Genomic DNA, 25,605 nt, shown 5'->3' with positions numbered 1-25,605 from the left:
ACAAAATTTTTTCGCGCGTAAACTTACGCTGAGCTGCGCAGGATCAGCTTGGCCGGGTAGAGCGACACTTCGCGCGTTGCGAATCCGCCACCGGCCTCGATCAGGCGGGTCAGCGTCTCCATCGCCGCTGCGGAGACCGAATCGTAGTCATGCGCAGCCGTTGTCAACGAGGGGCAGGAAAACCGGGAAAACGGGTGGTCGTCGTGCGAGGCCACGCGCAGCGCAGAGCCCTCGCTGCGGCCCACGCGCAGGCCCTTTTCATAGCAAGCCGACAGCAGGCCGATGGCCAGGCGGTCGTTGCTGCACAGTACCGTGTCGCCGGGAAAGCCGCCGCCCTCGAGGATGCGCAGCGCGCCTTCGCGCCCAATTTCCTCGAAGGCCCAGCCCTCGCCCTCGACGCTGAGCACCCGGGGCGTCGCGCCCAGCCGCTCCATCAGTTCGACGTAGGCCAGGCGGCGCTTGTTGGCGTTGGGATTGGCCGGCGTGCGCATCTCGAAAAAGCACGGCGGCGTGCCGGTGCGCGCGAGGTAGTCCACGGTGTGCGAAACGAAGCTGAAATTGTCCGATCCGACAAAGGCCTGGCCGATGCCTTCGATCTCGCTGTCGAACAGGACGGTGGGCACTTCGGCGCAGAATTTCTCGACCGCGGCGCGGTCGGTCAGCCGCCCCAGCGGGGCCAGCAGGACACCAGCGGGTTTGAGCTGCCGGATGGTCTCGAGGATTTCGACTTCGAGGTCGGAATCTCCATATGGACTGTAGAGCGTCGGCCGGAAACCGGCCGCGACGCAGCGGTCCTCGAGCCGCCGGGCGATCTCGGCGAAGAACGGGTCGGTAAGATAGGGGACGACGATGCCGACGTTGTTGGTTTGCCGCCGGTTCTGGTTGATCGCGAAGATGTTGGGGCGGTAGTCGTACTGCTCCAGCGCCTTCTCGATACGCGCGCGGGTCTTGGGGCGCACGCTGGCGGGGTCGTGGAAGTATTTCGAGACTGTCGGACGCGAGATCCCGCTCAGGGCCGCGAATTCCTCCATGTTGCGAATCTTCCGCTCTGCCATGTCCGTCCTTTCCGCGGGCGCGCCCCCAAGTCGCTCGGCAGCAGTTTTTCTTGTCGCGCGGAAAAAATCAATGCGTTGCGGCTGGCAACGGTCGTGCCGCATCGGCGACCCCGGCAGACGTCCCGCCGGTGGCAGAGGCCCGCCCATGGACAGGGCAGTTTTGATTGGGTGATCGGGTGAAGGGCGCTCAGCGGCCCCAGCTGCGCACCGGGCCGCAATCCATGTGCACGAAATTCGAGCCGGTGTAGCGCCCGACGCCGCCGGCGCGGCAGGCCTTGGCGGCCCGCGCCATCTGCGCCACCGAGCGGCTCTCCAGCCGCAGGTCGGCGGCCTGGCCCTTCATGTGCAGCGAATTGCGCGCCACGCCCGAGGACCGGCGCCGCAGCATCGCGTTGGTCTGCGGCGAGCGGTAGCCCGAGAGCAGCAGGTAGGGCTCGCTCGCCTCCATGAGGTTGTGCGAGGCAGCCATGATATCGACAGTCCGAGTGTCGACGTCCTTGGCCTGGTCCGTGCGCCAGTCGCGCATGAACAGGGTGATCTCGCGCAGCGCTTCGCCGATATACTCGCCCTCGATCCAGTAGATGGTATCAATGCGTTCCCCGGTGCGGCCATTGTACATCCGGATCCGCCGGATATCGCCGCCGCCGCGAAGAAAACCGGCAGCACTTGTAAAGGTCGGCGCGGCCGAGATCGTGGTGGCTGCAAAGGCCCCCAACAGCCCACGCCGTGTTATGCCCCGAGAGGTGTTCATGGTCATTGAGTTTGCGCCTGTCCCGTCGCGTTTTTTGTCGCTCGCCCTCGGGCGACATTGGTTTGTCGTCTCGTCGCTGGCTGCACAATTCCTATGCCACAAATCGATTCGCCAACCAACCCCCGGGGCGCGACGGTCACGGGGCAAGGTAAAAATCGGCGGGATTTTGCGCAAAAGGTCGGAATTTCCTGACTTGTGACATTCCGGACGTGCTGGCCCCAAGACCCGCGCAAGCAAGCAACACCCGCGGCTGTGCGGCGCCCGTTTTCGCGATTGTGAATGGACAGGCCATCGGTCCGCGTCGAAGACTGCAATTTCGATAATGGCCGCAATATCCACGGAGGCGTTTCGGGTAATGTCTATGTCGCTCAGACTGGTTAGCAAATTCTCGATCGCGGGCCGGGTCGCGGCCGCGGTTATCCTCTGCGCCGTGATACTGGCCGCCGCGCTGCCGACAGGGGCCGTGGCGCAGGTGACGGCCTTTCGCCAGGCGGTCGCCGAGAGTGCTGCGCGCGACGAGGCGCTCTCGGCCTTCTATCGCGCGCGCGGATTCGAAGGGATCTGGACGGGCACCTCGGGCCGCGACCGCGACCGGCGCAACGCGTTCCTCGGGGCGCTGGCCGACGCGGGCGAGCACGGCCTGCCCACGGCTGACTACGACCCCGACCGTGTCATGGCCCGCCTGCGTGCCGCCGAGACCCCCGCCGAGAAGGGCGCGACCGAGGTCTACCTGAGCGAACTGTTCCTGCAATATGCCCGGGATATTCAGACAGGGCTGCTGACCCCCGGCGACGTAGTGCCCGCGATCAAGCGCGAGGTACCTTACCGTGACCGGCTGGACCTGATCCGCGGCTTCGCACAGTCGGGCCCGGCCGCCTTCCTCTCGTCACTGCCGCCGCAGTCGCCCGAGTATGCGCGCCTGCTGCGCGAGAAAGTGCGGCTGGAGCGGCTGCTGGCCCGGGGCGGCTGGGGCGCGCCGGTGCCCGGCGGGCGGCTCGAGGCCGGGGACAGCGGCGCCGCCGTGGTGGCCCTTCGCGACCGGCTGGTGCGCATGGGCTACATGGACCGCTCGGCAACGCAGGTTTACGACGCGGCCATCCAGGCCGGCGTTCAGCGATTCCAGCAGGCGCATGCCCTCTCGCCCGACGGTATCGTCGGCGATGGGACGCTGCGCGCGATCAACACCTCCGCGCAGGCGCGGCTGCAGAGCGTGATCGTGGCCATGGAACGGGAACGCTGGATGAACCGGCCGCGCGGGGCGCGGCATGTCTGGGTCAACCTGGCCGATTTCCACGCCATCATCATGGACGACGACGTGCCCACCTTCGTGACCCGCTCGGTCATCGGCGCCCGGTCGAGCGACCGCCAGAGCCCCGAGTTCTCGGATGTCATGGAGTTCATGGTCATCAACCCCAGCTGGTATGTGCCGCGCTCGATCGTCACCAAGGAATACCTGCCGATGCTGCAGCGCAATCCTAATGCGGTCAGCCATATCGAGATCACCGACAGCCAGGGCCGTCGGGTGAACCGCGGGGCCGTTGACTTCAGCCAGTTCAACCGGCGCACCTTTCCCTTCTCGATGCGCCAGCCCCCCAGCCGGGGCAACGCGCTGGGGCTGGTGAAGTTCATGTTTCCCAACCGGCACAACATATACCTGCACGACACGCCGCAAAAGAGCCTGTTCAGCCGCTCGACGCGGACCTTCAGCCACGGATGCATCCGCCTGAACGAGCCCTTCGAGTTCGCCTATACCCTGCTGGCACCGCAGACGAACGACCCTGAGGGCTTCTTTCACAGCCGCCTGGACACCGGCCGCGAGACCCGCGTCGACCTCGAGACGCCGGTGCCGGTTCATATCGTCTACCGCACGGCCTTCACCCATACCAACGGGAAGTTGAACTTCCGCGACGATGTCTACGGGCGCGATGCCCGGATCTGGCGCGCGCTGGTTGACGCGGGGGTGGCGATCCGCGCCCTCGGCGGCTAAGGCTGGCCCTCGCAACAGAGGGGGCCGCCATGCGTCACAGCCTGAAAGAGATTGCCGCCGCGTTGGGGGCCGAAACCCTCGGCGATGCCACCCTCGTGGTTGACGGGCTGGCCGAGCCGGGGGCTGCGGGGCCGGATGACCTTGCCATGGCGCTGACGCCGAAATTCGCCGACAGTCTGGCCGGCGGGCGGGCGCGTGCGGCCGTGGTCTGGCCCGGTGCCAATCTCGGGGCGCTGGGACTCGAGGGCGCGATCGTCGCCCCGGGCGGACGCCTGACACTGGCCGGGGTGACGGCGATGATGGACCACGACCCGGCCTTCGCGGGGTTGTCCGGGTGCCACCCCACGGCCGTGATCGACCCCACCGCCGAGGTGCCCGCCGATGCCTTGATCGGCCCCTTCGTGGTGATCGGGCCGGGGGTGGTGATCGGGCCGGGCGCGCGGATCGGCGCGCATGTCAGCATCGGCCCCGAAACCCGCATCGGGGCGGGGGCCACCCTGCACGCCGGGGTGCGCATTGCAGCTCGTGTGCGCATCGGCGCCCGCATCATCGCCCAGCCGGGCGTGGTGATCGGCGGTGACGGCTTTTCCTTTACCACGGCCGGCCCGTCGAACGTGGACCGCGCCATGCGCCAGCGCGGCGATGCGCCGCTCCCCCCGCCCGAGGACGGGGCGTGGCATCGCATTCATTCGCTGGGCGGGGTCGAGATCGGCGACGACGTGGGAATCGGCGCCAACAGCACCGTGGATGCCGGCACGATCCGGGCCACCCGCATCGGCAACGGGGTCAAGATCGACAACCTGGTCCAGGTCGGCCACAACGTGGTTTTGGGCGACGATTGCCTGCTCTGCGCGCAGGCGGCCATCGCCGGCTCCAGCGTGCTGGGGCCGCGCGTGATCCTGGGCGGCAAGGCGGGGGTGGCCGACAACCTGTCGGTCGGGCGCGACGTGGTCGCCGGCGGCGGGGCGGTCATCCTTGCGGATGTCGGCGACGGCCGGTTCGTCAGCGGCCACCCGGCGCGGCCGACCCGGGACCACCGCGCCGAGCTGCGGGCGCTGCGCCGGCTGGCGCGGGGCGATTAACTGTTTCCAAGCAGCGTCCGAATCCCTAAATCACCGGCAGGGCCGCCGAGAGGACATCATGCGTGACGACATCGCTGACAAGGTGATCGCCATCATCGCCGAACAGGCCATGCTCGACCCGTCTGACGTGACACCGCAGAGCACGCTCGAGGATCTTGGCATCGACAGTCTCGGGCTGGTCGAGAGCATCTTCGCCATCGAGGAGACCTTCGACATCTCGGTTCCCTTCAACGCCAACGACCCGTCGGAGAGCGACTTCGACATTTCCTCGGTCAGCGCCATCATCGCGGCGGTGGAGCGGTTGGTGCAGGACCAGACGTGAGCCACCGCGTCGTCATCACCGGGGCCGGCACGATCAACGCCCTGGGCCATGACGTGCCCGCCACGCTGGAGGCCATGCGCGAGGGGCGCTGCGGTATCGGCCCGCTGGACATCCGCGATGTGGACCGGCTGGCCGTCAAGATCGGCGGGCAGGTCACGGACTACGACGAACTGACCCATTTCAACCGCCAGCAAATCTCGCTCTACGACCGGTTCACGCAGTTCACCCTGCTGGCCGCGCGGCAGGCGCTGGGGCAGGCGGGGCTGTCGTTCTCGGGCGACCTCGCGGACCGGTCCGGCGTGGTGCTGGGCACCTCGGGCGGCGGGCTGAACACGCAGGACGAAAACTACCGCGCGGTCTACGAAGAAGGCAAGAACCGGGTCCATCCCTTCATCGTGCCAAAACTGATGAACAATGCCGCCACCAGCCACGTCAGCATGGAATGGAACCTTCGCGGGCCGTCCTTTACCGTGGCGACCGCCTGCGCCTCGTCCAACCATGCCATGGGGCAGGCCTTCAACATGATCCGGTCCGGCATGGCCGAGGTGATGCTGGCCGGCGGGTCGGAATCCATGCTGTGTTTCGGCGGGGTCAAGGCCTGGGAAGGGCTGCGCGTGATGTCCAAGGACGCCTGCCGCCCCTTCAGTGCCACGCGCAACGGCATGGTGCAGGGCGAAGGGGCGGGCGTTTTCGTCTTCGAGCGGCTGGACCACGCGAAAAAGCGCGGCGCCGAGATCCTCGCCGAGGTGGCGGGATTCGCCATGTCCTCGGATGCCTCGGATATCGTCATGCCCTCGAAACAGGGGGCGGCACGGGCCATCGCAGGCGCGCTGCGCGATGGCGGTATCGACCGCTCGGCGGTGGGCTACATCAACGCCCACGGCACGGGCACGGCCGCCAACGACAAGACCGAATGCGCCGCCGTGGCGGATGTCTTCGGGGCGCAGGCCGACAACCTGATGATCTCCTCGACCAAGTCCATGCACGGCCACCTGATCGGCGGCACCGGTGCGGTGGAACTGCTGGCGTGCATCATGGCGCTGCGCGACGGGGTGGTGGCCCCCACCATCGGTTACGAGGAGTTCGACCCCGAGTGCGCGCTGGACGTGGTGCCCAACGCGGCGCGCGAGGCGCCGGTCGAGGTGGCGCTGTCGAACGCCTTCGCCTTTGGCGGGCTGAATGCCGTGCTGGCGCTGAAACGGGCCCCCTGACACAGGAAACCGCCGCCCCGGGGGACCGGGACGACGGTGGCAAAATGGCGCCGGTGGCTCAGAGCGAGTCGAAGGCTGCGGTGAAGCCGGCGAGCGAGACGGTCAGAATAACCTCCTGATCGGGCGCGGCGAAGGGCACAAGGCGCAGGGTCGCCTCGGCGCCGGCCTTGAACAGCCCGACGTCCTGTTCGGTAAAGCCGACGCGAGCGATGCAGCCGCCCTCGTTGCAAGTGGTGAACTGGAAGCGCCGCGCGGTGCCGCCGTCCACGCGCAGGGTCAGTTGTTCGGTCAGAAGCGTACCCAGCGGCGCCACGATGGTCGCCCCGGCGGCCGCCTGGCCCTCGTCGATGCTGACCATCGAGACCTCGGCCACGTCGTTGCCCTCTTCGTCCGACAGCAACTGGTAGATCTGGCAGGGGTCTTCGCCCTCTTCGGTGCGCAGGCAGCGCACGGACCAGTCGTCAAATTCGTCGCGGACGTACTGCTGGCCCGGCTGAGGGTCGTCGGTGATCGGGTTGCCCTCCTCGTCGACGGGCGTGCCCATGTCGAGCCCGGCGGCCGGGTCCGTTGCGCTATCGTCTTGCGCCACGGCGGGCAGGCCCAGCATCGCCATGACGGCCACGAGGGAGAGAATGGTCTTGGAAGTCATGTTCGCGTCCACTTGGTTTCCGGTCGGGGTTGGCCTAGCACGGATCGGCGCCCCTGTCAGACCGAAATCCGCCGAGGTCCAGTCTTCGGCGCATGCCGCCATGGCTGTCGGCGGCGGCCCGCGCAAGGGGCTGGCTGTCCAGAGGTTCACCAAATGAAAAAGGGCCCTCGCGGACCCTTTTCCAATTCTCCCTGTCGGACTTGGCCGACTTATCGGTTGAACGCTACGCAAACCCGTGTCACCCGTCAACAGCCAATCTTGACGATCTGTCATGGCGGCCATGACACGCCCTGATGACCGCCGCCGAACGGCACCGCGTCCACGAAAATCGCCGCGCCCGAAGGCGCGGCAAGTCTGACAGGGAGGATGCACCGCGGCCGGAGGAGCCTGGCCACGGCGCCCTTTCAGGATGCAGCGAACACGTTAATAAATTCCTGCCCGTCACGGGCGACCGACACGGGCCGTGGTCATTCACCGTCACGCGGTGCGCTCTGGGTCTCATGGGCCGACGAGTATACCCCAGCCGACCGCCTGACGACACGGAACCCGGACGGAAATGATCGACCAGCGCGGATCTACATGCGCAGGTTTTGATTTTTGTCACGTGATATCATGGACTTCGCCGCCGAAGACTTGCCCGCAACGACAGGAGGTTTCCCGATGAAGCAGACGGTATTAGTCACCGCCCTTGCCTCGATCCTGCCCATGACGGCACTGGCGGAAAGCGGAACGGTTTCCCTGGGATACGGCCAGACGGACGCGGGCAGCGATACCAACGACAGCTGGCTCGTGAACGGGACCTATTCGACCGATTTCGCAAACGGCCTCATGATCGATCTGACCGGTCGGGCGAACCTGCTTGATGACGGTGGTGATGAGGATCAAATCTACAATGTTTTCGGGTCCGTGGGGTATCAGTTCCGGAACGGCCTGACGGCCGGTGCCTACCTTCATCGTTTCACTCTTGACGAGTCCGCGGGTGCTCCGTTGACCCTCGATAGCTACGGGTTGTCGCTCGGATACGCCGCCGAGGGCGTGCACGTGTCGGCCTATGCTGGTCAGACCACCGAGCATGGGTCCGACAACAACAACGACGAATGGGGCCTGCACGCGGGCTACCGGACTAGGTAGCTCGGCGTCTACGGGTCTTACCAGAACCTGGAGGATAGTGGCGGTGATGAGCTGACAGCCACCGGGCTGGCCGGGCACTACAAGGTGACACCGGAAATTGCCCTGTTCGGTGGGGCCATGTCGCTGGACGGCTTTTTCGGAGAAACGATCGAGAGAGGCGCCATCGGGGCCTCTTACAAGATCCCCGGCGCGTTTTCTCGCCGGGCCCTTGTGCTGTCGGGTGAGTATCGCAGCTTCTCAGCGTCTGGGGGCGGTGACACGATCGAGGGCTTCAGCCTGATGCTGACCATGCCCTTCGGTGAGTCTGACGCGACCGTGCCGGACCAATCCATTGCCGGAACCGTCGCAAATCCGGGCTTTTCGACCTTCGGCACGATGTACGGCAGACTGTTCTGAACCGGCCACAGCGTGAAGTCGCGGGATGGGCGGCATTTGCCCGCCCGTTCCGCGATCGGAAGCCCCTCGACCCCCGGCGCGTCAGGTCGGGCTGATCCGCAGCTGGGTCAGGCGGTTTTCCTCCTTTTCCGTCACTTCGAAGCGGAACCCGTGGAAGGAAAAGACCTGGCCCTGCGCGGGGATCATCTGCGCCTCGTGGATGACCAGCCCGGCGACGGTGTTGGCCTCGTCGTCGGGCAGGGTCCAGTCCATGGCGCGGTTGAGGTCGCGGATCGTCATGCCGCCCTCGACCGTCACGCTGCCGTCCTCGGCGGCGGTGAACTCCTGCGCGTCGTCGGTGTCGAACTCGTCGGTGATCTCGCCGACGATCTCCTCGAGGATGTCCTCCAGCGTGATCAGCCCCTGCAGCGCGCCGTATTCGTCGACCACCAGCGCGAAATGGGTCTTGCGGCCGAGGAACTTGCGCATCTGGTCGTCGAGCGAGGTCGTCTCGGGGATGAAGTAGGGCTCCATGGCGACTGTCAGGATGTCGAAATCGGCCAGTTCCTCGGGGTCGATGCGGCCGTCGCCCAGCATCCGGTGCATGGCGCGCAGCAGGTCCTTGGCGTGCAACACGCCGACGATGTTCTCTGGCTCGTCGCGGAACAGCGGCAGGCGCGTGTGCTTGCTGTCGAGCACATGCGAGAGGATGTCCATCACCGGCAGGCCGGCGTCGATCATCTCGATCTCAGAGCGGTGCAGCATGATCTCCTCGACCGCGCGTTCCCCCAGGTCGAGCGCGCCGAGGATGCGGTCGCGGTCCTCCTTCTCGACCACGCCCTCGGAATGGCCCAGCTGCAGCGCGCCGGCGATCTCGTCGCGCACAGCCAGGATGTTGGTGTCGGGGTCCGTGGGCACGCCGAAGACCTGCAGCACCCCGCGCACCAGCAGGCGCACGGCGGCCACGATCGGCGCGAAGAGTGTGACCACCACGGAAATCGGCCGCGAGGCCAGCGCGGCGGCCGTTTCGGCGTTGGTGATGGCATAGGTCTTGGGCAGAACCTCGGCGAAGATCAGCACCAGCAACGTCATGACCAGCGTCGCCATGGCAACGCCGCTTTCGCCGAAGGCGCGCGTGAACAGCGCCGTGGCCAGCGAGGTCGCCAGGATATTGACCAGGTTGTTGCCCAGCAGGATCGAGCCGATCAGCCGCTCGCTGTCCTCGGTGACGGCCAGCGCCCGGGCCGCGCCCTTGTCGCCCTTGTCGGCGTTCGAGCGCAGCTTGCCGCGCGAGGCCGCCGTCAACGCGGTCTCCGACCCCGAGAAGCAGCCCGAAAGCACCAGCAGCACGAGGATGGTTCCCGCGGTCATCCAGAAGGCGGCGTCGATCATGTGAGGCTAATCCGTTGCATGACGTCGTTATGAGGCCTCGAGCGCGCGGCTTCAAGCATCGCCGGGGGAATCGACGGCCAGGGGATGGTGCTCCAGCACGAGGTCGCGCAGCCGTTCCTCGAGGACATGGGTGTAGATTTCCGTGGTGCCCAGGTCGGCGTGCCCCAGCAGCGTCTGGATCGCGCGCAGGTCGGCGCCGCCGGCCAGCAGGTGCGTGGCAAAGGCATGCCGCAGGACATGCGGGCTGACACGGTCGGGGGCGAGGCCCGCCTGCGCGGCCCAGGTCTTGAGCAGCCCGTGAAAAGTCTGCCGGGTCAGGTGGCCGGCCTTGCCGCGCGAGGGGAACAAGTAAGGCGAGCGCGGCTTGCGTCGGGCGGCCGCCGCATCCTCGGCGGCATCCCGGTCCGCCAGCCAGGCAACGAGCGCGGCGCGTGCGGGGTCCGACAGCGGCACCATGCGGTCCTTGTTGCCCTTGCCGCGCACCAGCAGCATCCGCGGGTCGCCCCGCGCGGCCGAGACGGGCAGGGCGACCAGCTCGGAAACCCGCATGCCGGTGGCATAGAGCAGTTCCATCAGGCAGGTGTTGCGCGTCCGGTCGCGAGCGCTGTTGCGGGCGGCGTCCAGCAGCGCCTCGACCTCCGCGAGGGTCAGGGTGCGGGGCAAGTTTCGGGGCCGGCCCGGCCCGGCGATCCGGCTGGCCGGGTCGTCGCTACGCCAGCCCTCGTCGAAGGCAAAGCGGAAGAGCTGCTTGATCGCCGACAGCCGCCGGGCGCGGGTGGCGGGGGCCAGCCCCTCGGCCGCGCAGGTCACGAGGTAGTCCTCGATCTGGTCCCGCGTCACGGTGGCGAAATGCGCCCCGCGCGCCTCCAGCCAGTCGCCGAAGGCGGTCAGGTCGCGGGTATAGGCCTGCCGCGTGTTCTCGGCGGCGTCCAGTTCGGCGGCCTGCGCCTCGAGGAAGGCCTGCAGCCAGTGGGCGCGGGGCTGATCGGCGGCGCTCATGTCCCCGACAGGATCAGGTGATGCAGCGCGGTGCGCCGGGCGATGTCCTCCAGCCCCAGCGCGCGCAGGGTCGACAGCCCCTCGGTCAGGGCCGCCGGATCGCCGTCGAGGCCCTGCTGGACCGTGGCGATGCTGCGCAGGATGGCTTCGCCCAGCCGGTCCTTTTCGGCCATCTCGACCAGCCGTTCGTCCGGGCGCGGGGCGGCGAAGGCGGCCCGGATCGGTTCCGCCGCTCGGGGAACGGGCATGTCCGGATCAACCCGGCCGCGCGCCACCGCCCGCAGCAGTTCGGTGCCCTCGGGCGCGGCGAGGTCGAGCGCGTGGGTCTCGTAGGCCTCGGTCAGCATCAGCACGCGGTAGCGCAGCCCGGTGGCGCGCGGTGTCAGGCTGGCCTGCGACAGCCGCTCGGCAAACCCGTTGACCAGCACCGCCTGCGTGCCCGCACCCGTCAGCCGGTCCCAGGCGGCCACCAGCGCCGCCGAGGCCGCCTCGGCCTGCCGGCCCGACAGCGTGGTCTCGAGCCGTTGCACCGCGCGCACCCGTTCCCAGACCCCGCCCGAGGCCGAGGGCACCTGCCGGGTATAGAGGTCCAGCAGGACCGTCGGCGCGATCGCGCCGGTGCGCAACAGCCTTTCGCCGGCCTCGATCCGGGATTTCCAGCCGACGGTGTCGCGCAGGTCGGAATGGGCAAAGGCGCGGGGCAGGCCGGTCGTGGACAGGCGCTCGCCCACGGCCTCGCGGATGCGAAAGATCAGCGGCGTGACGCGATCCGGGCGCGGCGGCGTCTCGCCCGCGAACAGCTCGGGGTCGAGGAACCAGGCCATGAGATCGGCTGTCTCCGCGTCGATCTCGCCCAGCGCCTCGGCGCTGTTGAGTGTCAGGGCCGCCGCCGACCAGTCGCCGGCGCGGGCCAGACAGAAGATGCGCGCGGCCGGGGTCGGCGCGATGCCGGGCTTGTCCTGCATAACATCGCAGGCCCGCCGCTCGGTACCGGTCAGAAGCGAGACGTCGAACCAGCGCCGGAACAGCGCCGGCGTGTCGGGATCGGCGGCCTCGAGCATGGCCTGCGCGGGGTCGAGCGCGCCGATGTCGAGCAGCGTGTCCACCCGCGCCAGAAACAGCGCGCCCTCGGGGCCGGCATTCGCGGGCGGGTCGGCTTCGGTCAGGATCAGCCGCATCAGAAGGTCGCGCAGGGGGGCGAGGGTCTCAACCCGCTCGGCCCGCAGGAGTGTCACCAGCGTCTCGGAGTCGCTGCCCGCCCAGAGCGTCTCGGGCAGGCCGGTCGTGGCCGGTGACATCAGCCCCACCCGGTCGGGCGAGGGCGCATCCAGTGGACGCACTGAGACATCCGGGATCGTGGCGCTGTCGGCGACCGGGTCCTCGGGTGGGTGCGGCCCGGGGTCCTGACGCGGGGCGGTGGTGGGCACGCGCACGCTTTCCGACAGCCAGTCGATGGCCGACATGGGTCGCATGTCGGCCGGTTCGGTCGTCTGGGCCGGGGCCGGGGCAGTGGCCAGAATGGCGGCCAACCCCAATGCGATCCCTGATATCGAGAGGGGTTTCACCGCTATTCCACCTCGAGTGTCACGGGCTTGGTGACCTGTTCGACCGGCGGTGCGAAATCCTCGGCAAAGAAGATCGGCCCGATATAGGCATAGGCGATCAGACCCAGTGCCGCGAAAATCGTCAACACCAGCACTGCCTTGATCAGCCGCCACACCATGCCTTTGCCCCAATCCGTTTTTTCTGCCCCGTGCCGCGCCCCCGTGTTCGCGCCACTTCCGGCGCGGGCTGGCGGACGCGGGCGGTTTCGCTACCCCACGTTGAGGCTTATACATGGCCATCGGATGAATTTCACGTCATTGAACGGGAAATTTCACCAACCGGCGGGGCGGTGCCGACGGCCGGGCGCGACAGGATGACAGTGGTTGTGAAGGCAGGGGCAGGGCAGACGTGGGCAGCAGCACAGGGCACAGGCGGATCACCGGGCGGCCGCGGCTTCATTGCACGGTGGTTCTGGTGGGCATGATGGGCTGCGGCAAGTCGGCCATCGGGCGCAGCCTGGCCGCGCGGCTGGGTGTCGGCTTCGTCGATTCGGACGCCGAGATCGAGGCGGCCGCCAACGCCACCATCCCGGAAATCTTCGCCCGCGACGGCGAGGCCTTCTTCCGCGCCCGCGAGGCCGAGGTCATCGCCCGCCTGCTGCGGGCCACGCCTTGCGTGCTGTCCACAGGGGGCGGGGCCTTTCTGGCCGAGCGCAACCGCCGGGCCATCGCCGCCCGTGGCGTGGCGCTCTGGCTGGAGGCCGATCTCGACCTGCTGTGGGAGCGGGTGCGCCACAAGGACACCCGGCCGCTCCTGCGCACGCCGGACCCCAAGGCGACGCTGGCCCGGCTGCTGGAGGAGCGCGCGCCGATCTACGCGCAGGCCGGCCTGCGCGCCCGCGCCGAGCCGGGCCTGTCCATCGACGCCATGACCGACCGCGTGATCGCGGTGCTGGCCGACCGGCCCGATATCCTGGAGGTGCCCGATGCGCATTGAAACCGTCGCCGTCGATCTGCCCGGCCGGGCCTACGACGTGCGAATCGGGCCGGGGCTGATCGGGCGGGCCGGCGCCGAGATCGCGCCGCTTCTGCGCCGGCCGCGCCTGGTGATCGTGACCGAGGAAACTGTCGCCGCACTGCACCTGGCGCCGCTGCAAGACGCCCTGCGCGCCGAGGGCATCGAAAGCACCGCGCTGACCCTGCCGCCGGGCGAGGCCACCAAGGGCTGGGCGCAGTTCACCCGCACCGTCGAATGGCTGCTCGAGCGGCAGGTCGAGCGCGGCGATATCGTCGTGGCGCTGGGGGGCGGGGTGATCGGCGATCTTGTCGGATTCGCCGCCGCCGTGGTGCGCCGCGGGGTGCGCTTCGTGCAGGTGCCGACCTCGCTCCTGGCGCAGGTGGACAGTTCCGTGGGCGGCAAGACCGGCATCAACACGCCGCAGGGCAAGAACCTCGTCGGCGCGTTCCATCAGCCCGCGCTGGTGCTGGCCGACACGGCGGCACTCGCCAGCATGCCGGCCCGCGATTTCCTGTCGGGCTACGGCGAGGTGGTCAAGTACGGGCTGCTGGGGGACGCCGATTTCTTTGCCTGGCTCGAGGACAACGGCCCCAACCTGCGCGAGGATGCCGCCGCGCTGGTGGACGCGGTGACCCGGTCGGTCCGCATGAAGGCCGATATCGTGATGCGCGACGAGACCGAGCAGGGCGACCGCGCGCTGCTCAACCTCGGCCACACCTTCTGCCACGCGCTCGAGGCCGCGACGGGCTATTCCGACCGTCTGCTGCATGGCGAGGGGGTGGCGATCGGCTGCGCGCTGGCCTTCGAGACCTCCGCCCGGCATGGCCTGTGCCCGCAGGAGGACCCCAGCCGCCTGCGCGCGCACCTCGCCGCCATGGGCATGAAGACCGACCTGCGCGACATCCCCGGCACCTTGCCCGGCGCCGCGGCGCTGGTCGATCTCATGGGTCAGGACAAGAAGGTCGTGGACGGGCAGCTGCGCTTCGTCATGGCGCGCGGGATCGGCGCGGCCTTCGTCACGTCGGATGTGCCGCGCGCGGTCGTCGAACGGGTGCTGGCCGACGCGCTCTAGTCGTCGTCGTGCCAGGCGTCCTCGGAAAACGGGTCGATCGCGTGGCGCCGGCAGAACCAGCGGAACAGCGGCCATTCCATGACCATGGCCGTCAGCAGGGTGAAGACCCACCACGGGGTGTCGAACACCACCAGCGAGAACCGCGTGCCGGTGCCCGCGAACATCACGCCCGCCACGCCCAGCAGCACCACCGACAGCACGACATCCTGCCGCAACAGGCGGCGCAGGGTGATGCGCGCCATGCTGGGATAGATGCCCAGATAGGCCACGGCCAGGCCGGCCGCGTTCAGGATCAGGATCTTCAGTTCCGGGGGCAGGGCGCCCATTGCACGTGCCTCAGAACGGGATCTCGTCGTCCATGTCGCCGCCGGCCGGGCTGGCCGGGCCGCTGTCGTAGCCGCCGCCGAAACCACCGCCCGACTGGTCGGACATGTAGCCGCCGCCCCCGCCGCCGCCTTCGCCGCGGCCGTCGAGCATCGTCAGTTCGGACTTGTAGGGTCGCAGAACGACCTCGGTCGAATAACGGTCCTGGCCGGACTGGTCCTGCCACTTGCGGGTTTCCAGCTGGCCCTCAAGATAGACCTTTGAGCCCTTTTTCAGGTACCGCTCGGCAACGTTGGCCAGCGGCTCCGAGAAGATCGCGACCGAGTGCCATTCGGTCTTTTCGCGGCGTTCGCCGGTGTTGCGGTCCTTCCAGTTTTCCGAGGTGGCGATGCGCAGGTTGCAGACCTTGCCGCCGTTCTGGAAGGTGCGCGTTTCCGGGTCGCGCCCCAGGTTGCCGATCAGAATGACCTTGTTGACGGATCCGGCCATGGCGCCCTCCCTTTTTTCAGAATCCCAGTCGTGTGGTGGCGCTGTTACACCATCCCAGAATGGTTAATGAAAGAAGAATGTCGCTGGGCCGGGTGCGGCCCAACAGGAAAAACCGCCCCGCCGCGGGCCGGCGTTGACAGTCGGCAGGGGCGCCCGTGCGCCCCCGCCCGGGGTTCTCTCACTTGCCGGTCTTGCAGGTGTTGATGCCCAGCAGCGCATAGGGCGGGCACCAGCCGACGAAAGCCGTGCCCAGCGGGATGATCCCCAGCAGGTAGAGCCAGCTGTACTGGCCGTCCGAGTTCAGAAAGAAGGCGAGGATCAGCGCCACGCCGACAAGGCCGCGGATGACGCGTTCCGTGCTGCCGATGTTCTTGGTCATTGTATGTGCCTTTTTGCAGTGCACCCGACTGAGTCGGGCAGATGACGCGAAGCTAGCCCAAACGCCGCCCGGCGTCTGTGACCACGTCACGCAAGGCTCAGCTTTCCGCCGCGATCCGGGCCAGCCGGGCGAGGGCCGCTCGATCCAGCAGGGTGACATGGCCGCGGTCGCGCCGTACCCAGCCGCGCCGCGCGAAGCCGTCCAGCCGGCGCGAGATCACCTCGCGGGCCGAGCCGATGCGGCTGGCCAGCTCGGCCTGCGTGGCGGTGACGTGATCGCCCTCGGCAAGATCGAGAAGCGCTTCGGCCAGACGCGACTCGATCTTGTGAAATGCTACTTTTTCAAGAACATGCATGGTGCTTTTCATGCGTTGGGCAAAGGCCCGGAACACGAAGGCCCGGAACACGTCGGAGTCGTCCATGAGCCTGAGGAACAGCACCTTGGGGACGGTCACCACCTCGGTCTCCCGCGCGGTCAGCGCCTCGCCGGTATAGGGTTCGCCGCCCATCAGGCCCAGCGTGGTCTGCACGCAGGTCTCGCCGGGGTCGATGGCATAAAGCAGGATGTCACGTCCCGACGGCCCCACCAGAAAGACCTCGACGCGACCGCGCAGGACCAGTGGAAAGCCCTCGGCGGCCTCGCCGGGGTGAAACAGGCTGCGTCCGCGCGGCAGCGTCACCGGCGCGAGCCGCGCAAGCGCGGCGCGGTCCGGCGCGTCCAGCCGGACCAGGTCGGTCTCCTCCAGCCAGCTCATGCGCGGGGCCGGGTCAGTGCGACACGGCCCGCGGGGCGGTCGGGGCGGATATGACTGTCGCTCATGCGTGTTCCTTCATCTTGGCCTATAAACTCCCCCCGGAGGGTCGATTTCCATCTGGACGCCCCCTGCCGATCAAGAAGGGCCTCACAGGTCGGCGCTGAATTCCTCGATCAGGTGGCCGACCACCGCGCGCATCTGCCCCTCTCCATCGGCGCCCGCGTCCCGTGCGGCGCGGCTGGCGGCGCGCTGGCGTTCGGCGCTGGTGCCCGTGGTCATGATCCCGCGCAGCGATTCGATCGCCTGGCTGCATTGCAGCACCCCCGCGTCGGCCTCGACCAGTTCCAGCAGTTCCTCGAAAAGCTCGGCAAAGGGGACGATCTCGCCGCGGCCGAAGTCGATCAGCCCGCTGGTGGTGCCATACCGCTGCGCGCGCCAGCGGTTTTCCTGCACCAGGAAGTTGTCGTAGCGCCGCCAGCGCTGGTTGCGCACGCGCAACCGCCAGAGCAGCCGCGTCAGCGCCTGGATCAGCGCCGCCAGCCCGACGGCATGATCCAGCCGGGGCGAGACATCGCAGATCCGCGCCTCCAGCGTCGGGTAATGGGCCGAGGGGCGCAGGTCCCACCAGATCTTGGTGGCGTCCTCGATCACGCCCAGCTCCACCAGCGCCTGGACCGAGCGCTGGTATTCGTCCCAGCTGTCCAGCGCGGGCGGCAGCCCGGTGCGCGGCAGGTTGTCGAAGATCGACAGCCGGTACGAGGCCAACCCGGTATCCTCGCCCTGCCAGAAGGGCGAGGAGGTGGACATCGCCAGCAGGTGCGGCAGGAAATAGGACAGCTGGCCCAGCAGGTCGGCGCGCAGCGCGTCCGAGTTCAGACCGACATGTACATGCATCCCGCAGATCAACATGCGCCGGACGACGCCGCCCAGGTCCTCGCGTAGCTGGTCGTAGCGCTGCTTGTGGGTGTGGTGCTGGTCCTTCCAGTCGGCCAGCGGATGACACGAGGCGGCGATGGGCGTCAGGCCGTAGGCGGCGGCGCAGTCGCGGATGGTGCGGCGCAGGTGGGCGAGGTCTGCGCGCGCCTCGGCCACCGTGGCGCAGACCTTGGTGCCGATCTCGATCTGGCATTGCAGGTATTCGGGCGCGACCTGCCCGCCGAGCGCGGCCTCGCAATCGGCCATCAGGCCCTCGGGCACCACGGCCAGCGCCATGGTGTCCTTGTCGACGAGAAGATATTCCTCCTCGATGCCGATCGAGAATTCCGGCTCAATCATCCCGGCCTCCTGGAGCAGGTATCACTGGCCGGCAGTCTGCGGCGGCGCGGCGCAAACGGCAAGCGCGGACCGGCCGCCGCCTGCGGTCAGTCCATGGCCTTGAAGTTGAACTCGCCGCCGTCCTTGATCCCCGAGAACCAGCGCGAGGTCACGGTCTTGGTGCGCGTGTAGAACCGGAAGGCGTCGGGGCCGTACTGGTTGAGGTCGCCGAAGCCCGATTTCTTCCAGCCACCGAAGGTGTGATAGGACAGCGGCACCGGGATCGGGAAGTTGACACCAACCATGCCGACGTTGACCCGGTGGGCATAGTCCCGCGCGGTATCACCGTCGGCGGTATAGATCGCGGTGCCGTTGCCGTAGGGGTTGTCCATCACGAGCTGCAGCGCCTCGTCGTAGCTGCCCGCACGGACCTGGCACAGGACCGGGCCGAAGATTTCCTCGCGGTAGATGTCCATGTCCGGGGTGACGCGGTCGAAGAACGACGGCCCGATGAAATAGCCCCGCTCGTAGCCCTGCAGCGCGAAATCGCGCCCGTCGATGCGCAGCTCGGCGCCCTGGTCCACGCCCGCGCCGATCAGCCCGAGGATACGCTCGCGCGCTTGGGCGGTGATGACGGGGCCGTAGTCCACGTCCTCGCCGGCGGTGTAGGGGCCGACCTTCAGGTTCTCGATGCGCGGCAGCAGCTTCTCGGTCAGCCGGTCGGCGGTGTCCGCGCCCACGGGCACGGCCACCGAGATCGCCATGCAACGCTCGCCCGCCGCGCCGTAACCCGCGCCGACCAGCGCGTCGGCGGCCTTGTCCAGGTCGGCATCGGGCATGATGACCATGTGATTCTTGGCCCCGCCGAAGCATTGCGCACGCTTGCCGTTGGCGCTGGCGCGGGCATAGATGTACTGCGCGATCGGGGTGGAGCCGACGAAGCCCACCGCCTGGATCGTCTCGTTGTCCAGCAGGGCGTCGACGACCGCCTTGTCGCCGTTGACGACCTGCAGGATGCCGTCGGGCACCCCGGCCTGCGAACACAACTCGGCCAGCATCAGCGCTGTGCTGGGCACCCGTTCCGAGGGCTTCAGCACCATCGCGTTGCCGCAGACGATGGCCCCGGCCAGTTGCCACAGGGGAATCATGGCCGGGAAGTTGAAGGGCGTGATACCCGCGACGACGCCCAGCGGTTGGCGCATCGAGTGCAGGTCGATGCCCGGGCCGCCGTTGTCGGTGAACTCGCCCTTGAGCATGTGCGGCGCGCCCATGCAGACCTCGACCACCTCAAGTCCGCGCTGCACGTCGCCGCGCGCGTCGGGCAGGGTCTTGCCGTGTTCGCGGCTGACGGCCTCGGCGAGGGCGTCCATGTTCTCGGTGATGAGCTGGCCCAGCTTCATCATCACCCGCGCGCGGCGCTGCGGGTTCACTTTCGCCCAGGCCTCCTGCGCCGTCGCAGCACGAGCGACGGCGTCGTCGACCTCCTGCGGGGTGGCGAGGGCCACCCTGGCCTGCACCTCGCCGGTGGCGGGGTTCATGACATCGCCGAAACGGCCCGAGGTGCCCGCGACGCGCGCGCCGTCGATGTAGTGGCCGATCTCGTGCATGGGGTCCTCCTGCGGTCTGAATGCGCGCAGTCTAGCCGTGCAATCCTGCCGCAAGAAGAGGCGATCCATCAAAAGGGTTTGTCATTTTGCAAAACGGGGGCGGCGTGCGGAACAGGGACGACATGCGGGTCTTCCTAGCGGTGCAGGCGCAGCTACTGCGCGTGGGTGGTGGCGGACGGCACCCGCGCCGAGGTGGCGCGGCTGGAACGCATGGTCGCTTGACAGACGGGGCGGACGCGGGGACGCTGGCGCAAAGTCACAAGGGACATGCCATGCTCGTGCAACAAATTCTCTCCTCAAAGGCCGTCGACGGGGTGCTGACGCTGCGCAGCGATGCCCAGACAAAGGACGCCGCGGCGATCATGTCCGACCGCCGGATCGGGACCATGGTGATCAGCGATGACGACGGGATCACGCCCACCGGCATCCTGTCGGAACGCGACATCGTGCGCGAGATCGGCCGGCAGGGGCCCGAGTGCCTGTCCAAGACCGTGGGCGAGGTCATGACCCGCGACCCGGTCACCTGCACCCCCGCCGACAGTTCCGACGCGGTGCTGAGCCGCATGACCGAAGGGCGCTTTCGCCACCTGCCGGTGATGGAGAACGGCCGGATGATCGGGCTGATCTCGATCGGCGACGTGGTCAAGGCGCGCCTGGCCGAACTGGCGATGGAAAAGGACGCGCTGGAAGGCATGATCATGGGCCACTGAGGCTCCCCGGCGCCGCTTGCATTCCCCCGCGCGCTGGTGTTGCCTGCGCCGCGACACGGCAGCCCGAAAGGACCAGCGATGCGCATCGGCCTTTACCCAGGCACGTTCGACCCGGTGACACTGGGCCATGTGGACATCATCCGCCGGGCCTGCACGCTGGTGGACAGGCTAGTGATCGGTGTTGCCATCAACCGCGACAAGGGCCCGCTCTTCACGCTGGAAGAGCGTGTGGCGATGATCGAGGCGGAGTGCGTGGCCCTGACCGCCGAGACCGGCACCGAGATCGTCGCCCACCCCTTCGAGAACCTGCTGATCGATTGCGCGGGCGACGTGGGCGCGCAGATCATCGTCCGCGGGCTGCGCGCCGTGGCCGATTTCGAATACGAATACCAGATGGTCGGCATGAACCGGGCGCTGGACGACCGGGTGGAAACGGTCTTCCTCATGGCCGACGCGCAACACCAGGCTATCGCTTCGAAGCTGGTCAAGGAGATCGCCCGGCTGGGCGGGGCCGTGTCGAAATTCGTCTCGCCCCCGGTCGAGGCCGCGCTGCGCGACAGGCTGGGCTGATCCGGCGGGGCGGCTGCACTGCGCAGGTTTTGCGGGGACATCGGCCGCGCAACGCGAAACCCCGGCGGGGCGTGGGCCCGGCCGGGGTTGATCGCGTTTATTTGCCAATATGACCGGCGCGGTCAGCCGTACACGGCCTTGTGCGCGATCTTGTCGGCGTCGCCGGTGTAGAAGCCCAGGTCCTCGATGGCCAGCGCGTGCGGCACGTTGGCCAGTTCGCGCTTGGTGCGGGCGTAGGCGGCGCGCTTTTTCAGGGCCGTGCGGAGGGTGGTGAAAGCGGTCATGTCAGTCTCCTTTTTTGGTTGGCCGTTCCGGTGTCCGTTGCCCCGCTTATATGGGAATGCCGCGCTGCAGCACCACTGACAGTTTGCGCTAACGGCCTTGCGTTTTCCGCATGGCCCCGCGCGGTGGATACGAAAAAGCCGCCCCCGGCGGGGACGGCTTTCACGGTTTCTGCATGGTCCGGGAGTGTCAGATGTGCTTGCCCATCTCGACGGCGGTGTCGGCCATGCGGCTGGAAAAGCCCCATTCGTTGTCGTACCACGACAGGATGCGCACCATGCCGCCCTCCATGACCTTGGTCTGGTCGGTGTGGAAGACCGAGGAATGCGGGTCGTGGTTGAAATCCGTGCTGACCAGCGGCTTGTCAGTATAGCCCAGCACACCCTTGAGGGGGCCGTCCGCGGCGGTGCGGATGGCGGCGTTGACCTCGTCCGCGGTGGTGTCCCGGGCGGCCTCGAACGTCAGGTCCACGACCGAGACGTTGGGCGTGGGCACGCGGATCGCCACACCGTCGAGCTTGCCGTCCAGCTCGGGCAGGACCAGCCCAACCGCCTTGGCCGCGCCGGTCGAGGTGGGGATCATCGACAGCCCCGCGGCGCGGGCGCGGTAGAGATCCTTGTGCATCGTGTCCAGCGTCGGCTGGTCGCCGGTGTAGCTGTGGATCGTGGTCATGAAGCCCTTGACGATGCCGATCTCGTCATGAAGCACCTTGGCCACCGGGGACAGGCAGTTTGTGGTGCAGGAGGCGTTGGAGACGACGATGTCCTCGGGCCCCAGCTGGTCGTGGTTGACGCCGTAGACGATCGTCTTGTCCGCACCCTTGCCGGGGGCCGAGATCAGCACCCGCTTGGCCCCGGTTTGCAGGTGCGCCTGGCAGGCCTCCTTGGAGGTGAAGATGCCGGTGCATTCCAGCACGACGTCGACATGGGACCAGGGCAGCTCGGCCGGGTTGCGGATGGCGGTGACGGCGATGGGGCCGCGGCCCACGTCGATGCTGTCGTCGGTGTGGCTGACCGCGACCGGGAACCGGCCGTGGACGCTGTCGAACTGCAGCAGGTGGGCGTTGGTCTCGACCGGGCCGAGATCGTTGATGGCGACGACCTCGATGTCGGTGCGCCCCGATTCGACGATGGAGCGCAGCACGTTGCGGCCGATCCGACCGAACCCGTTGATGGCGACTTTGACTGACATGGAAGGGCCCTCCGTCTTGGATTGGCGTGGTTGTTGGATTGGCATGGTGCGGCTTGGCCTCCGCGCCGCTGTTGGCGCTAACATCCGCTTTTTTGGCCAAAGGTCAACCCGCCTGTCTTGCGGCGGGCCGGCCCGGTCAGCGCCAGATCGCGAGGTATTGCAGCAATTCCATGAACTTGCGGCCCAGGAAGATGGTGAAGGCGGAGTCCTGCGCGAGTCCGTCCAGCACCAGGAGCCCGGCCAGAAGCAGCAGCAGCCATATCGCGACGCGGTTGGTCATGCCGCCTTCTTAGGAGTCCGCGGGGGCGAAGGCAAAGGCCTATTGGGCAGTTGGCCTGGCCGGGCCGCGTAGCCCGGTTTCCCGGTCAGATCAGCCGGCCCATGTGGCCCGCCACGTCGGCCATGCGCGCCGAAAAGCCCCATTCGTTGTCATACCAGGCCAGCACCCGCACGCTGCGCCCGCCCACGACCTTGGTCTGGTCCGGCGCGAAGATGGCGCTTTGCGGCGTATGGTTGAAATCGACCGAGACCTTGGGGGCGGGATCATAGGCCATGACCATGCCCATGTGCCCGGCGCAGGCCTCGGCGACGACGGCGTTGACGTCCGCGGCGGTCACGTCCCGCTGCGCCTCGAAGGTCAGGTCGACGCAGGACACGTTGGGCGTGGGCACGCGCATCGCGGTGCCGTCGAGCTTGCCCGCCATCTCGGGCAGCACCTCGGACAGTGCCCGGGCGGCGCCGGTGCTGGTGGGGATCATTGCCATGGCGGCGGCGCGGGCGCGGTAGAGATCGTCGTGGCGGCGGTCCAGCGTGGGCTGGTCGCCGGTGTAGCTGTGGATCGTGGTCATCAGCCCGCGTTCGATCCCGATCCCGTCGTTGAGCACCTTGACCAGTGGCGCCAGGCAATTGGTGGTGCAGGACCCGTTCGAGACCATGCGGTCCTCGATATCGAGCATGCGGTGGTTGACGCCGTAGACGATGGTCCGGTCCACGTTGCGCGCCGGCGCCGAGATCAGCACCTTGCCCGCGCCGCGCTCCAGGTGGACGGCGGACTCGCGGCCGTCGTTGAACTGGCCCGTGCATTCCAGGACGACGTCGCAGCCCTCCCAGTCGAGGTCCTGCGGGTCGTAACGCGACATGACCTCGATGCCACCGCGGCCGAGGTCCAGCTTGCCGTCGACCACATCGACCTGGCCGCCGAAGCGCCCGTGCACGCTGTCATAGCGTAGAAGGTGGGCGTTGGTCTCGACCGGGCCGGTGGCGTTGATCTTGACGACCTGCACGTCATTGCGGGCGGCCTCGGCGATATGGGCGAGGGTGCACCGGCCGATGCGGCCGAACCCGTTGATGCCGATGGTGACTGTCATGGGGGTCTCCTCAGGGCGCTGTCCGGGCGTGTCATAGGCGGTATTCTGCCGTATACCAAGCTGGAAAATGACGAGTGACCAGAAGGTTAGCGATAACGTCGGCGGGTTTGGGGCGGTTTGCGCTAACGCCGGTCACGGACCCGTTGGCGCGGTGCCGCTAACAGTCCGCCAGCGGCATGGTATCTGGGGCCATGGAGAATCGCTTCGATGACTGGCTTGTGCTCGCGGGGCGGCTGCTGATCGCGGCGCTTTTCCTGGGCGGCGCGGCGCAAAAGGCGCTCGACCCGGACCCGGCCATGGCCCTGCTGGCCGCGCGCGGCCTTCCGGGCGCGTTGGTCTGGCCCGCGCTGGCCTTCAACGCGCTGGCGGGGCTGGCGCTGGCCTTGGGCTGGCGCGTGCGCCTCGTGGCGCTGCTGCTGGCGGGCTATTGCGCGGGGACCAGCCTGTTCCATTTCCTTCCGGACGACCCCTGGCAGATCTCGATCTTCGTCAAGAACTGGGCCATCGCGGGCGGCTGTCTGGTGCTGGCCGCACAGCGGGCGGGACGCTTCGCCTTGCAACCGCACCGCTGAGACGCAAGAGTGGCTGCGACACGGACGGAGTATGCAGAATGAGTGGTCTTCTGGCCCTGTTGGACGATGTCGCGGCGCTCGCGCGACTGGCGGCCACCAGCATGGATGACGTGGCGGGCATGTCGGCCAAGGCCGGGTCCAAGGCCGCGGGCGTGGTGATCGACGATGCGGCGGTGACGCCGAAATACGTCCACGGGCTGGACCCGAAGCGCGAATTGCCGATCATCTGGAAGATCGCCCGGGCGAGTTTTTTCAACAAGCTGGTGATCCTGCTGCCGGTGGCACTGGCGCTCAATGCCTTTGCGCCCTGGCTGAGCACGCCGCTGCTGATGCTGGGCGGGTTCTACCTGTGTTTCGAGGGCGCCGAGAAGGTCCACCACTGGCTGTTCCCGCGTGCCGATGCGCAGGTCGAGAAGGACCTCGACGTGGGCGACCCCGTGCATCTGGAGGAGAAGCGCGTGAAAGGTGCGATCAAGACGGATTTCATACTCTCCGCCGAGATCATGACCATCTCGTTGGCCGCGATCCCCGAGGGCACCTTCCTGCTGGAGGCCGCGACTCTGGCCATCGTGGCCGTGGGCATCACCGCGCTGGTCTACGGCACGGTCGGGCTGATCGTGAAGATGGACGACATCGGCCTGGCGCTGGCGGCCGAAGGGCGCAGCGGGCTGGGTCGGGGCCTCGGCCGCGGGCTGGTCAAGGGGATGCCCCACGTGATGAAACTGCTGTCGATCATCGGCACCGTGGCCATGCTCTGGGTGGGGGGATCGATCCTCGTCCATGGCACGCATGACCTGGGCTGGCACCTGGTCTACGACGGCATCCACGGGGCCGCGGCGACGGTGGGCGAGGGCGGCTTCGCCAGCTGGGCGGTCACGGCCGGGCTGGACGGGCTGATCGGGCTGGCGGTCGGGCTGCTGCTGATTCCCGCAGTGGGCCATGTCATGGCGCGGCTGACCGGCGGGTCCGCGGCGCACTGACAGCAAGGGCCGGCCGGAGGGTCAGTTGGCGGCCGCGCGGCGGCGCAGATCAGCCATGGAATAGCGCGCCCGGATGCCGGACTCATTCAGCGGCAAAAAGCCCGGGTCCATGAAGACGCAGCCGAGCCCGCAAAGCTGGACGGTGCTGCGCGTCGCGTGGTCCACCCGCCAGACCCGGCCCCCCGGCGTGCTGACGTAGCCGTCGATCCCCAGCCGGACATCATTGCGCAGGTCTTGCAGCGAAGGCACCTCGTTGTCATAGCCCGGCGCGAAGGCGCTGTGTGTATGATACGAGGCGAAAACCCCCGCGCCGGCGCGCGGAACGGGCATCTCGCAACCCGCAAAATCGCCAACCCGGGGCGGTGTCGCGGCGATCGCGCCGGTCTCGGTGACGCGGAAGAACCCGCAGAACTCGCGCCGCAGCGCGACCGAGCGCGGCTGGATCGCGTCGAGAAAGCCCATGGCGAAACGGTTGGCGCGCGCGTCGTCCGGCGCGCTGGCCCGGGCGGTCGCGGGCGGCTGGCGCGTGTCAGGCCCC

General features: G+C 68.0%; 30 protein-coding genes. 12 read left to right on the top strand and 18 right to left on the bottom strand.

Features of this window, described 5'->3' with window-relative positions:
* Positions 1–23: 23 nt before the first annotated feature.
* A complete protein-coding gene (locus tag BU124_RS12315) occupies positions 24–1,055 on the bottom strand; it encodes a LacI family DNA-binding transcriptional regulator (RefSeq protein ID WP_084863881.1) in 1,032 nt (343 codons plus the stop codon).
* 187 nt (positions 1,056–1,242) lie between these two features.
* Positions 1,243–1,812 (bottom strand): peptidoglycan L,D-endopeptidase MepK, encoded by a 570-nt coding sequence (mepK, locus tag BU124_RS12310; RefSeq protein WP_084863880.1) that lies wholly within the window; start codon positions 1,810–1,812, stop codon positions 1,243–1,245.
* A 355-nt stretch (positions 1,813–2,167) separates the two neighbouring features.
* Here mepK and BU124_RS12305 point away from each other — a divergent pair, with 355 nt between their 5' ends.
* Genes BU124_RS12305 through BU124_RS12290 form a run of 4 tightly spaced genes read left to right on the top strand, consistent with a single transcriptional unit; the run spans position 2,168 to position 6,408 of the window.
* Positions 2,168–3,793 (top strand): L,D-transpeptidase family protein, encoded by a 1,626-nt coding sequence (locus tag BU124_RS12305; protein WP_084863879.1) that lies wholly within the window; start codon positions 2,168–2,170, stop codon positions 3,791–3,793.
* Positions 3,794–3,822: 29 nt separating this feature from the next.
* Positions 3,823–4,875 carry a UDP-3-O-(3-hydroxymyristoyl)glucosamine N-acyltransferase gene (locus tag BU124_RS12300; RefSeq protein ID WP_084863878.1) on the top strand — a complete coding sequence of 351 codons (1,053 nt, stop codon included), beginning with the start codon at positions 3,823–3,825 and terminating at the stop codon, positions 4,873–4,875.
* Between the two features lie 58 nt (positions 4,876–4,933).
* Positions 4,934–5,197 carry an acyl carrier protein gene (locus tag BU124_RS12295; RefSeq protein ID WP_084863877.1) on the top strand — a complete coding sequence of 88 codons (264 nt, stop codon included), beginning with the start codon at positions 4,934–4,936 and terminating at the stop codon, positions 5,195–5,197.
* Entirely contained in the window at positions 5,194–6,408 is a 1,215-nt protein-coding gene (locus BU124_RS12290; RefSeq protein WP_084863876.1) for a beta-ketoacyl-[acyl-carrier-protein] synthase family protein, read from the top strand. The genes BU124_RS12295 and BU124_RS12290 overlap by 4 nt, the downstream gene beginning before the upstream one ends.
* Positions 6,409–6,466: 58 nt before the next feature.
* On the opposite strand, the gene BU124_RS12285 is transcribed toward BU124_RS12290, so the two are convergent.
* Positions 6,467–7,057 carry an invasion associated locus B family protein gene (locus tag BU124_RS12285; protein WP_084863891.1) on the bottom strand — a complete coding sequence of 197 codons (591 nt, stop codon included), beginning with the start codon at positions 7,055–7,057 and terminating at the stop codon, positions 6,467–6,469.
* 612 nt (positions 7,058–7,669) lie between these two features.
* Here BU124_RS12285 and BU124_RS12280 point away from each other — a divergent pair.
* Both BU124_RS12280 and BU124_RS12275 read left to right on the top strand, forming a co-directional pair.
* Positions 7,670–8,188 (top strand): hypothetical protein, encoded by a 519-nt coding sequence (locus BU124_RS12280; RefSeq protein WP_143529982.1) that lies wholly within the window; start codon positions 7,670–7,672, stop codon positions 8,186–8,188.
* Between the two features lie 117 nt (positions 8,189–8,305).
* The gene (locus BU124_RS12275; protein ID WP_084863874.1) at positions 8,306–8,584 is read left to right on the top strand and encodes a hypothetical protein; all 279 of its coding nucleotides are present in this window, start codon (positions 8,306–8,308) and stop codon (positions 8,582–8,584) included.
* An 81-nt stretch (positions 8,585–8,665) separates the two neighbouring features.
* On the opposite strand, the gene BU124_RS12270 is transcribed toward BU124_RS12275, so the two are convergent.
* The 4 genes from BU124_RS12270 to BU124_RS14835 are packed head-to-tail and all read right to left on the bottom strand — an operon-like array spanning position 8,666 to position 12,677.
* Complete coding sequence (locus tag BU124_RS12270) at positions 8,666–9,955, bottom strand: HlyC/CorC family transporter (RefSeq protein ID WP_084863873.1); 1,290 nt, start codon at positions 9,953–9,955, stop codon at positions 8,666–8,668.
* Positions 9,956–10,006: 51 nt separating this feature from the next.
* The gene (locus BU124_RS12265; protein ID WP_084863872.1) at positions 10,007–10,954 is read right to left on the bottom strand and encodes a site-specific tyrosine recombinase XerD; all 948 of its coding nucleotides are present in this window, start codon (positions 10,952–10,954) and stop codon (positions 10,007–10,009) included.
* A complete protein-coding gene (locus BU124_RS12260) occupies positions 10,951–12,483 on the bottom strand; it encodes a hypothetical protein (protein WP_143529981.1) in 1,533 nt (510 codons plus the stop codon). The genes BU124_RS12265 and BU124_RS12260 overlap by 4 nt, the downstream gene beginning before the upstream one ends.
* A 38-nt stretch (positions 12,484–12,521) precedes the next feature.
* Positions 12,522–12,677, bottom strand: a complete 156-nt coding sequence (locus tag BU124_RS14835) for a hypothetical protein (RefSeq protein ID WP_179141915.1) — start codon at positions 12,675–12,677, stop codon at positions 12,522–12,524.
* A gap of 230 nt (positions 12,678–12,907) precedes the next feature.
* Here BU124_RS14835 and BU124_RS12255 point away from each other — a divergent pair, with 230 nt between their 5' ends.
* A complete protein-coding gene (locus BU124_RS12255; RefSeq protein WP_281250902.1) occupies positions 12,908–13,495 on the top strand; it encodes a shikimate kinase in 588 nt (195 codons plus the stop codon).
* The gene (gene aroB, locus BU124_RS12250; RefSeq protein WP_084863870.1) at positions 13,485–14,588 is read left to right on the top strand and encodes a 3-dehydroquinate synthase; all 1,104 of its coding nucleotides are present in this window, start codon (positions 13,485–13,487) and stop codon (positions 14,586–14,588) included. The genes BU124_RS12255 and aroB overlap by 11 nt, the downstream gene beginning before the upstream one ends.
* Here aroB and BU124_RS12245 read toward each other — a convergent pair.
* The 6 genes from BU124_RS12245 to BU124_RS12220 all read right to left on the bottom strand — a co-directional run bounded on the left by BU124_RS12245 (position 14,585) and on the right by BU124_RS12220 (position 19,395).
* Positions 14,585–14,914, bottom strand: coding sequence for a hypothetical protein (locus tag BU124_RS12245; RefSeq protein ID WP_084863869.1), 330 nt, complete (start codon positions 14,912–14,914; stop codon positions 14,585–14,587). The genes aroB and BU124_RS12245 overlap by 4 nt on opposite strands.
* A gap of 10 nt (positions 14,915–14,924) precedes the next feature.
* Positions 14,925–15,401: a single-stranded DNA-binding protein gene (ssb, locus tag BU124_RS12240; protein WP_084863868.1), complete on the bottom strand. Its 477-nt coding sequence runs from the start codon at positions 15,399–15,401 to the stop codon at positions 14,925–14,927.
* Between the two features lie 178 nt (positions 15,402–15,579).
* On the bottom strand, positions 15,580–15,780 hold the full coding sequence (locus BU124_RS12235; protein WP_084863867.1) for a YgaP family membrane protein: 201 nt from the start codon (positions 15,778–15,780) through the stop codon (positions 15,580–15,582).
* A gap of 97 nt (positions 15,781–15,877) precedes the next feature.
* On the bottom strand, positions 15,878–16,534 hold the full coding sequence (locus BU124_RS12230) for a Crp/Fnr family transcriptional regulator (protein ID WP_084863866.1): 657 nt from the start codon (positions 16,532–16,534) through the stop codon (positions 15,878–15,880).
* Positions 16,535–16,681: 147 nt separating this feature from the next.
* Positions 16,682–17,809 (bottom strand): carboxylate-amine ligase, encoded by a 1,128-nt coding sequence (locus tag BU124_RS12225; protein ID WP_084863865.1) that lies wholly within the window; start codon positions 17,807–17,809, stop codon positions 16,682–16,684.
* A gap of 86 nt (positions 17,810–17,895) precedes the next feature.
* Positions 17,896–19,395: a CoA-acylating methylmalonate-semialdehyde dehydrogenase gene (locus tag BU124_RS12220; RefSeq protein WP_084863864.1), complete on the bottom strand. Its 1,500-nt coding sequence runs from the start codon at positions 19,393–19,395 to the stop codon at positions 17,896–17,898.
* 272 nt (positions 19,396–19,667) lie between these two features.
* On the opposite strand from BU124_RS12220, the gene BU124_RS12215 reads away from it, so the two are divergent.
* Positions 19,668–20,105: a CBS domain-containing protein gene (locus tag BU124_RS12215; protein ID WP_084863863.1), complete on the top strand. Its 438-nt coding sequence runs from the start codon at positions 19,668–19,670 to the stop codon at positions 20,103–20,105.
* Between the two features lie 78 nt (positions 20,106–20,183).
* Positions 20,184–20,675 carry a pantetheine-phosphate adenylyltransferase gene (coaD, locus tag BU124_RS12210; RefSeq protein WP_084863862.1) on the top strand — a complete coding sequence of 164 codons (492 nt, stop codon included), beginning with the start codon at positions 20,184–20,186 and terminating at the stop codon, positions 20,673–20,675.
* A gap of 122 nt (positions 20,676–20,797) precedes the next feature.
* Here the strand turns inward: coaD and BU124_RS14830 are convergent, their stop codons facing one another.
* The 4 genes from BU124_RS14830 to gap (BU124_RS12200) all read right to left on the bottom strand — a co-directional run bounded on the left by BU124_RS14830 (position 20,798) and on the right by gap (BU124_RS12200) (position 23,515).
* On the bottom strand, positions 20,798–20,959 hold the full coding sequence (locus tag BU124_RS14830; RefSeq protein ID WP_179141917.1) for a hypothetical protein: 162 nt from the start codon (positions 20,957–20,959) through the stop codon (positions 20,798–20,800).
* 187 nt (positions 20,960–21,146) lie between these two features.
* On the bottom strand, positions 21,147–22,148 hold the full coding sequence (gene gap / locus BU124_RS12205) for a type I glyceraldehyde-3-phosphate dehydrogenase (protein WP_084863861.1): 1,002 nt from the start codon (positions 22,146–22,148) through the stop codon (positions 21,147–21,149).
* A gap of 136 nt (positions 22,149–22,284) precedes the next feature.
* Positions 22,285–22,428: a hypothetical protein gene (locus BU124_RS14825; protein ID WP_179141916.1), complete on the bottom strand. Its 144-nt coding sequence runs from the start codon at positions 22,426–22,428 to the stop codon at positions 22,285–22,287.
* A gap of 85 nt (positions 22,429–22,513) precedes the next feature.
* A complete protein-coding gene (gap, locus tag BU124_RS12200) occupies positions 22,514–23,515 on the bottom strand; it encodes a type I glyceraldehyde-3-phosphate dehydrogenase (protein WP_084863860.1) in 1,002 nt (333 codons plus the stop codon).
* 191 nt (positions 23,516–23,706) lie between these two features.
* Between gap (BU124_RS12200) and BU124_RS12195 the strand changes: the two genes are divergently transcribed.
* Complete coding sequence (locus tag BU124_RS12195) at positions 23,707–24,087, top strand: DoxX family protein (protein WP_084863859.1); 381 nt, start codon at positions 23,707–23,709, stop codon at positions 24,085–24,087.
* A gap of 38 nt (positions 24,088–24,125) precedes the next feature.
* Positions 24,126–25,067, top strand: a complete 942-nt coding sequence (locus BU124_RS12190) for a DUF808 domain-containing protein (RefSeq protein WP_084863858.1) — start codon at positions 24,126–24,128, stop codon at positions 25,065–25,067.
* 21 nt (positions 25,068–25,088) lie between these two features.
* On the opposite strand, the gene BU124_RS12185 is transcribed toward BU124_RS12190, so the two are convergent.
* Positions 25,089–25,605 (bottom strand): DUF4329 domain-containing protein (locus BU124_RS12185; RefSeq protein ID WP_084863857.1); only part of this gene is annotated, 517 nt, incomplete at its 5' end.

The sequence above is a fragment of the Salibaculum halophilum genome, assembly GCF_002094885.1.
Lineage (GTDB): Bacteria > Pseudomonadota > Alphaproteobacteria > Rhodobacterales > Rhodobacteraceae > Salibaculum > Salibaculum halophilum.
This window is presented reverse-complemented; position numbering and strand designations above follow the sequence as displayed.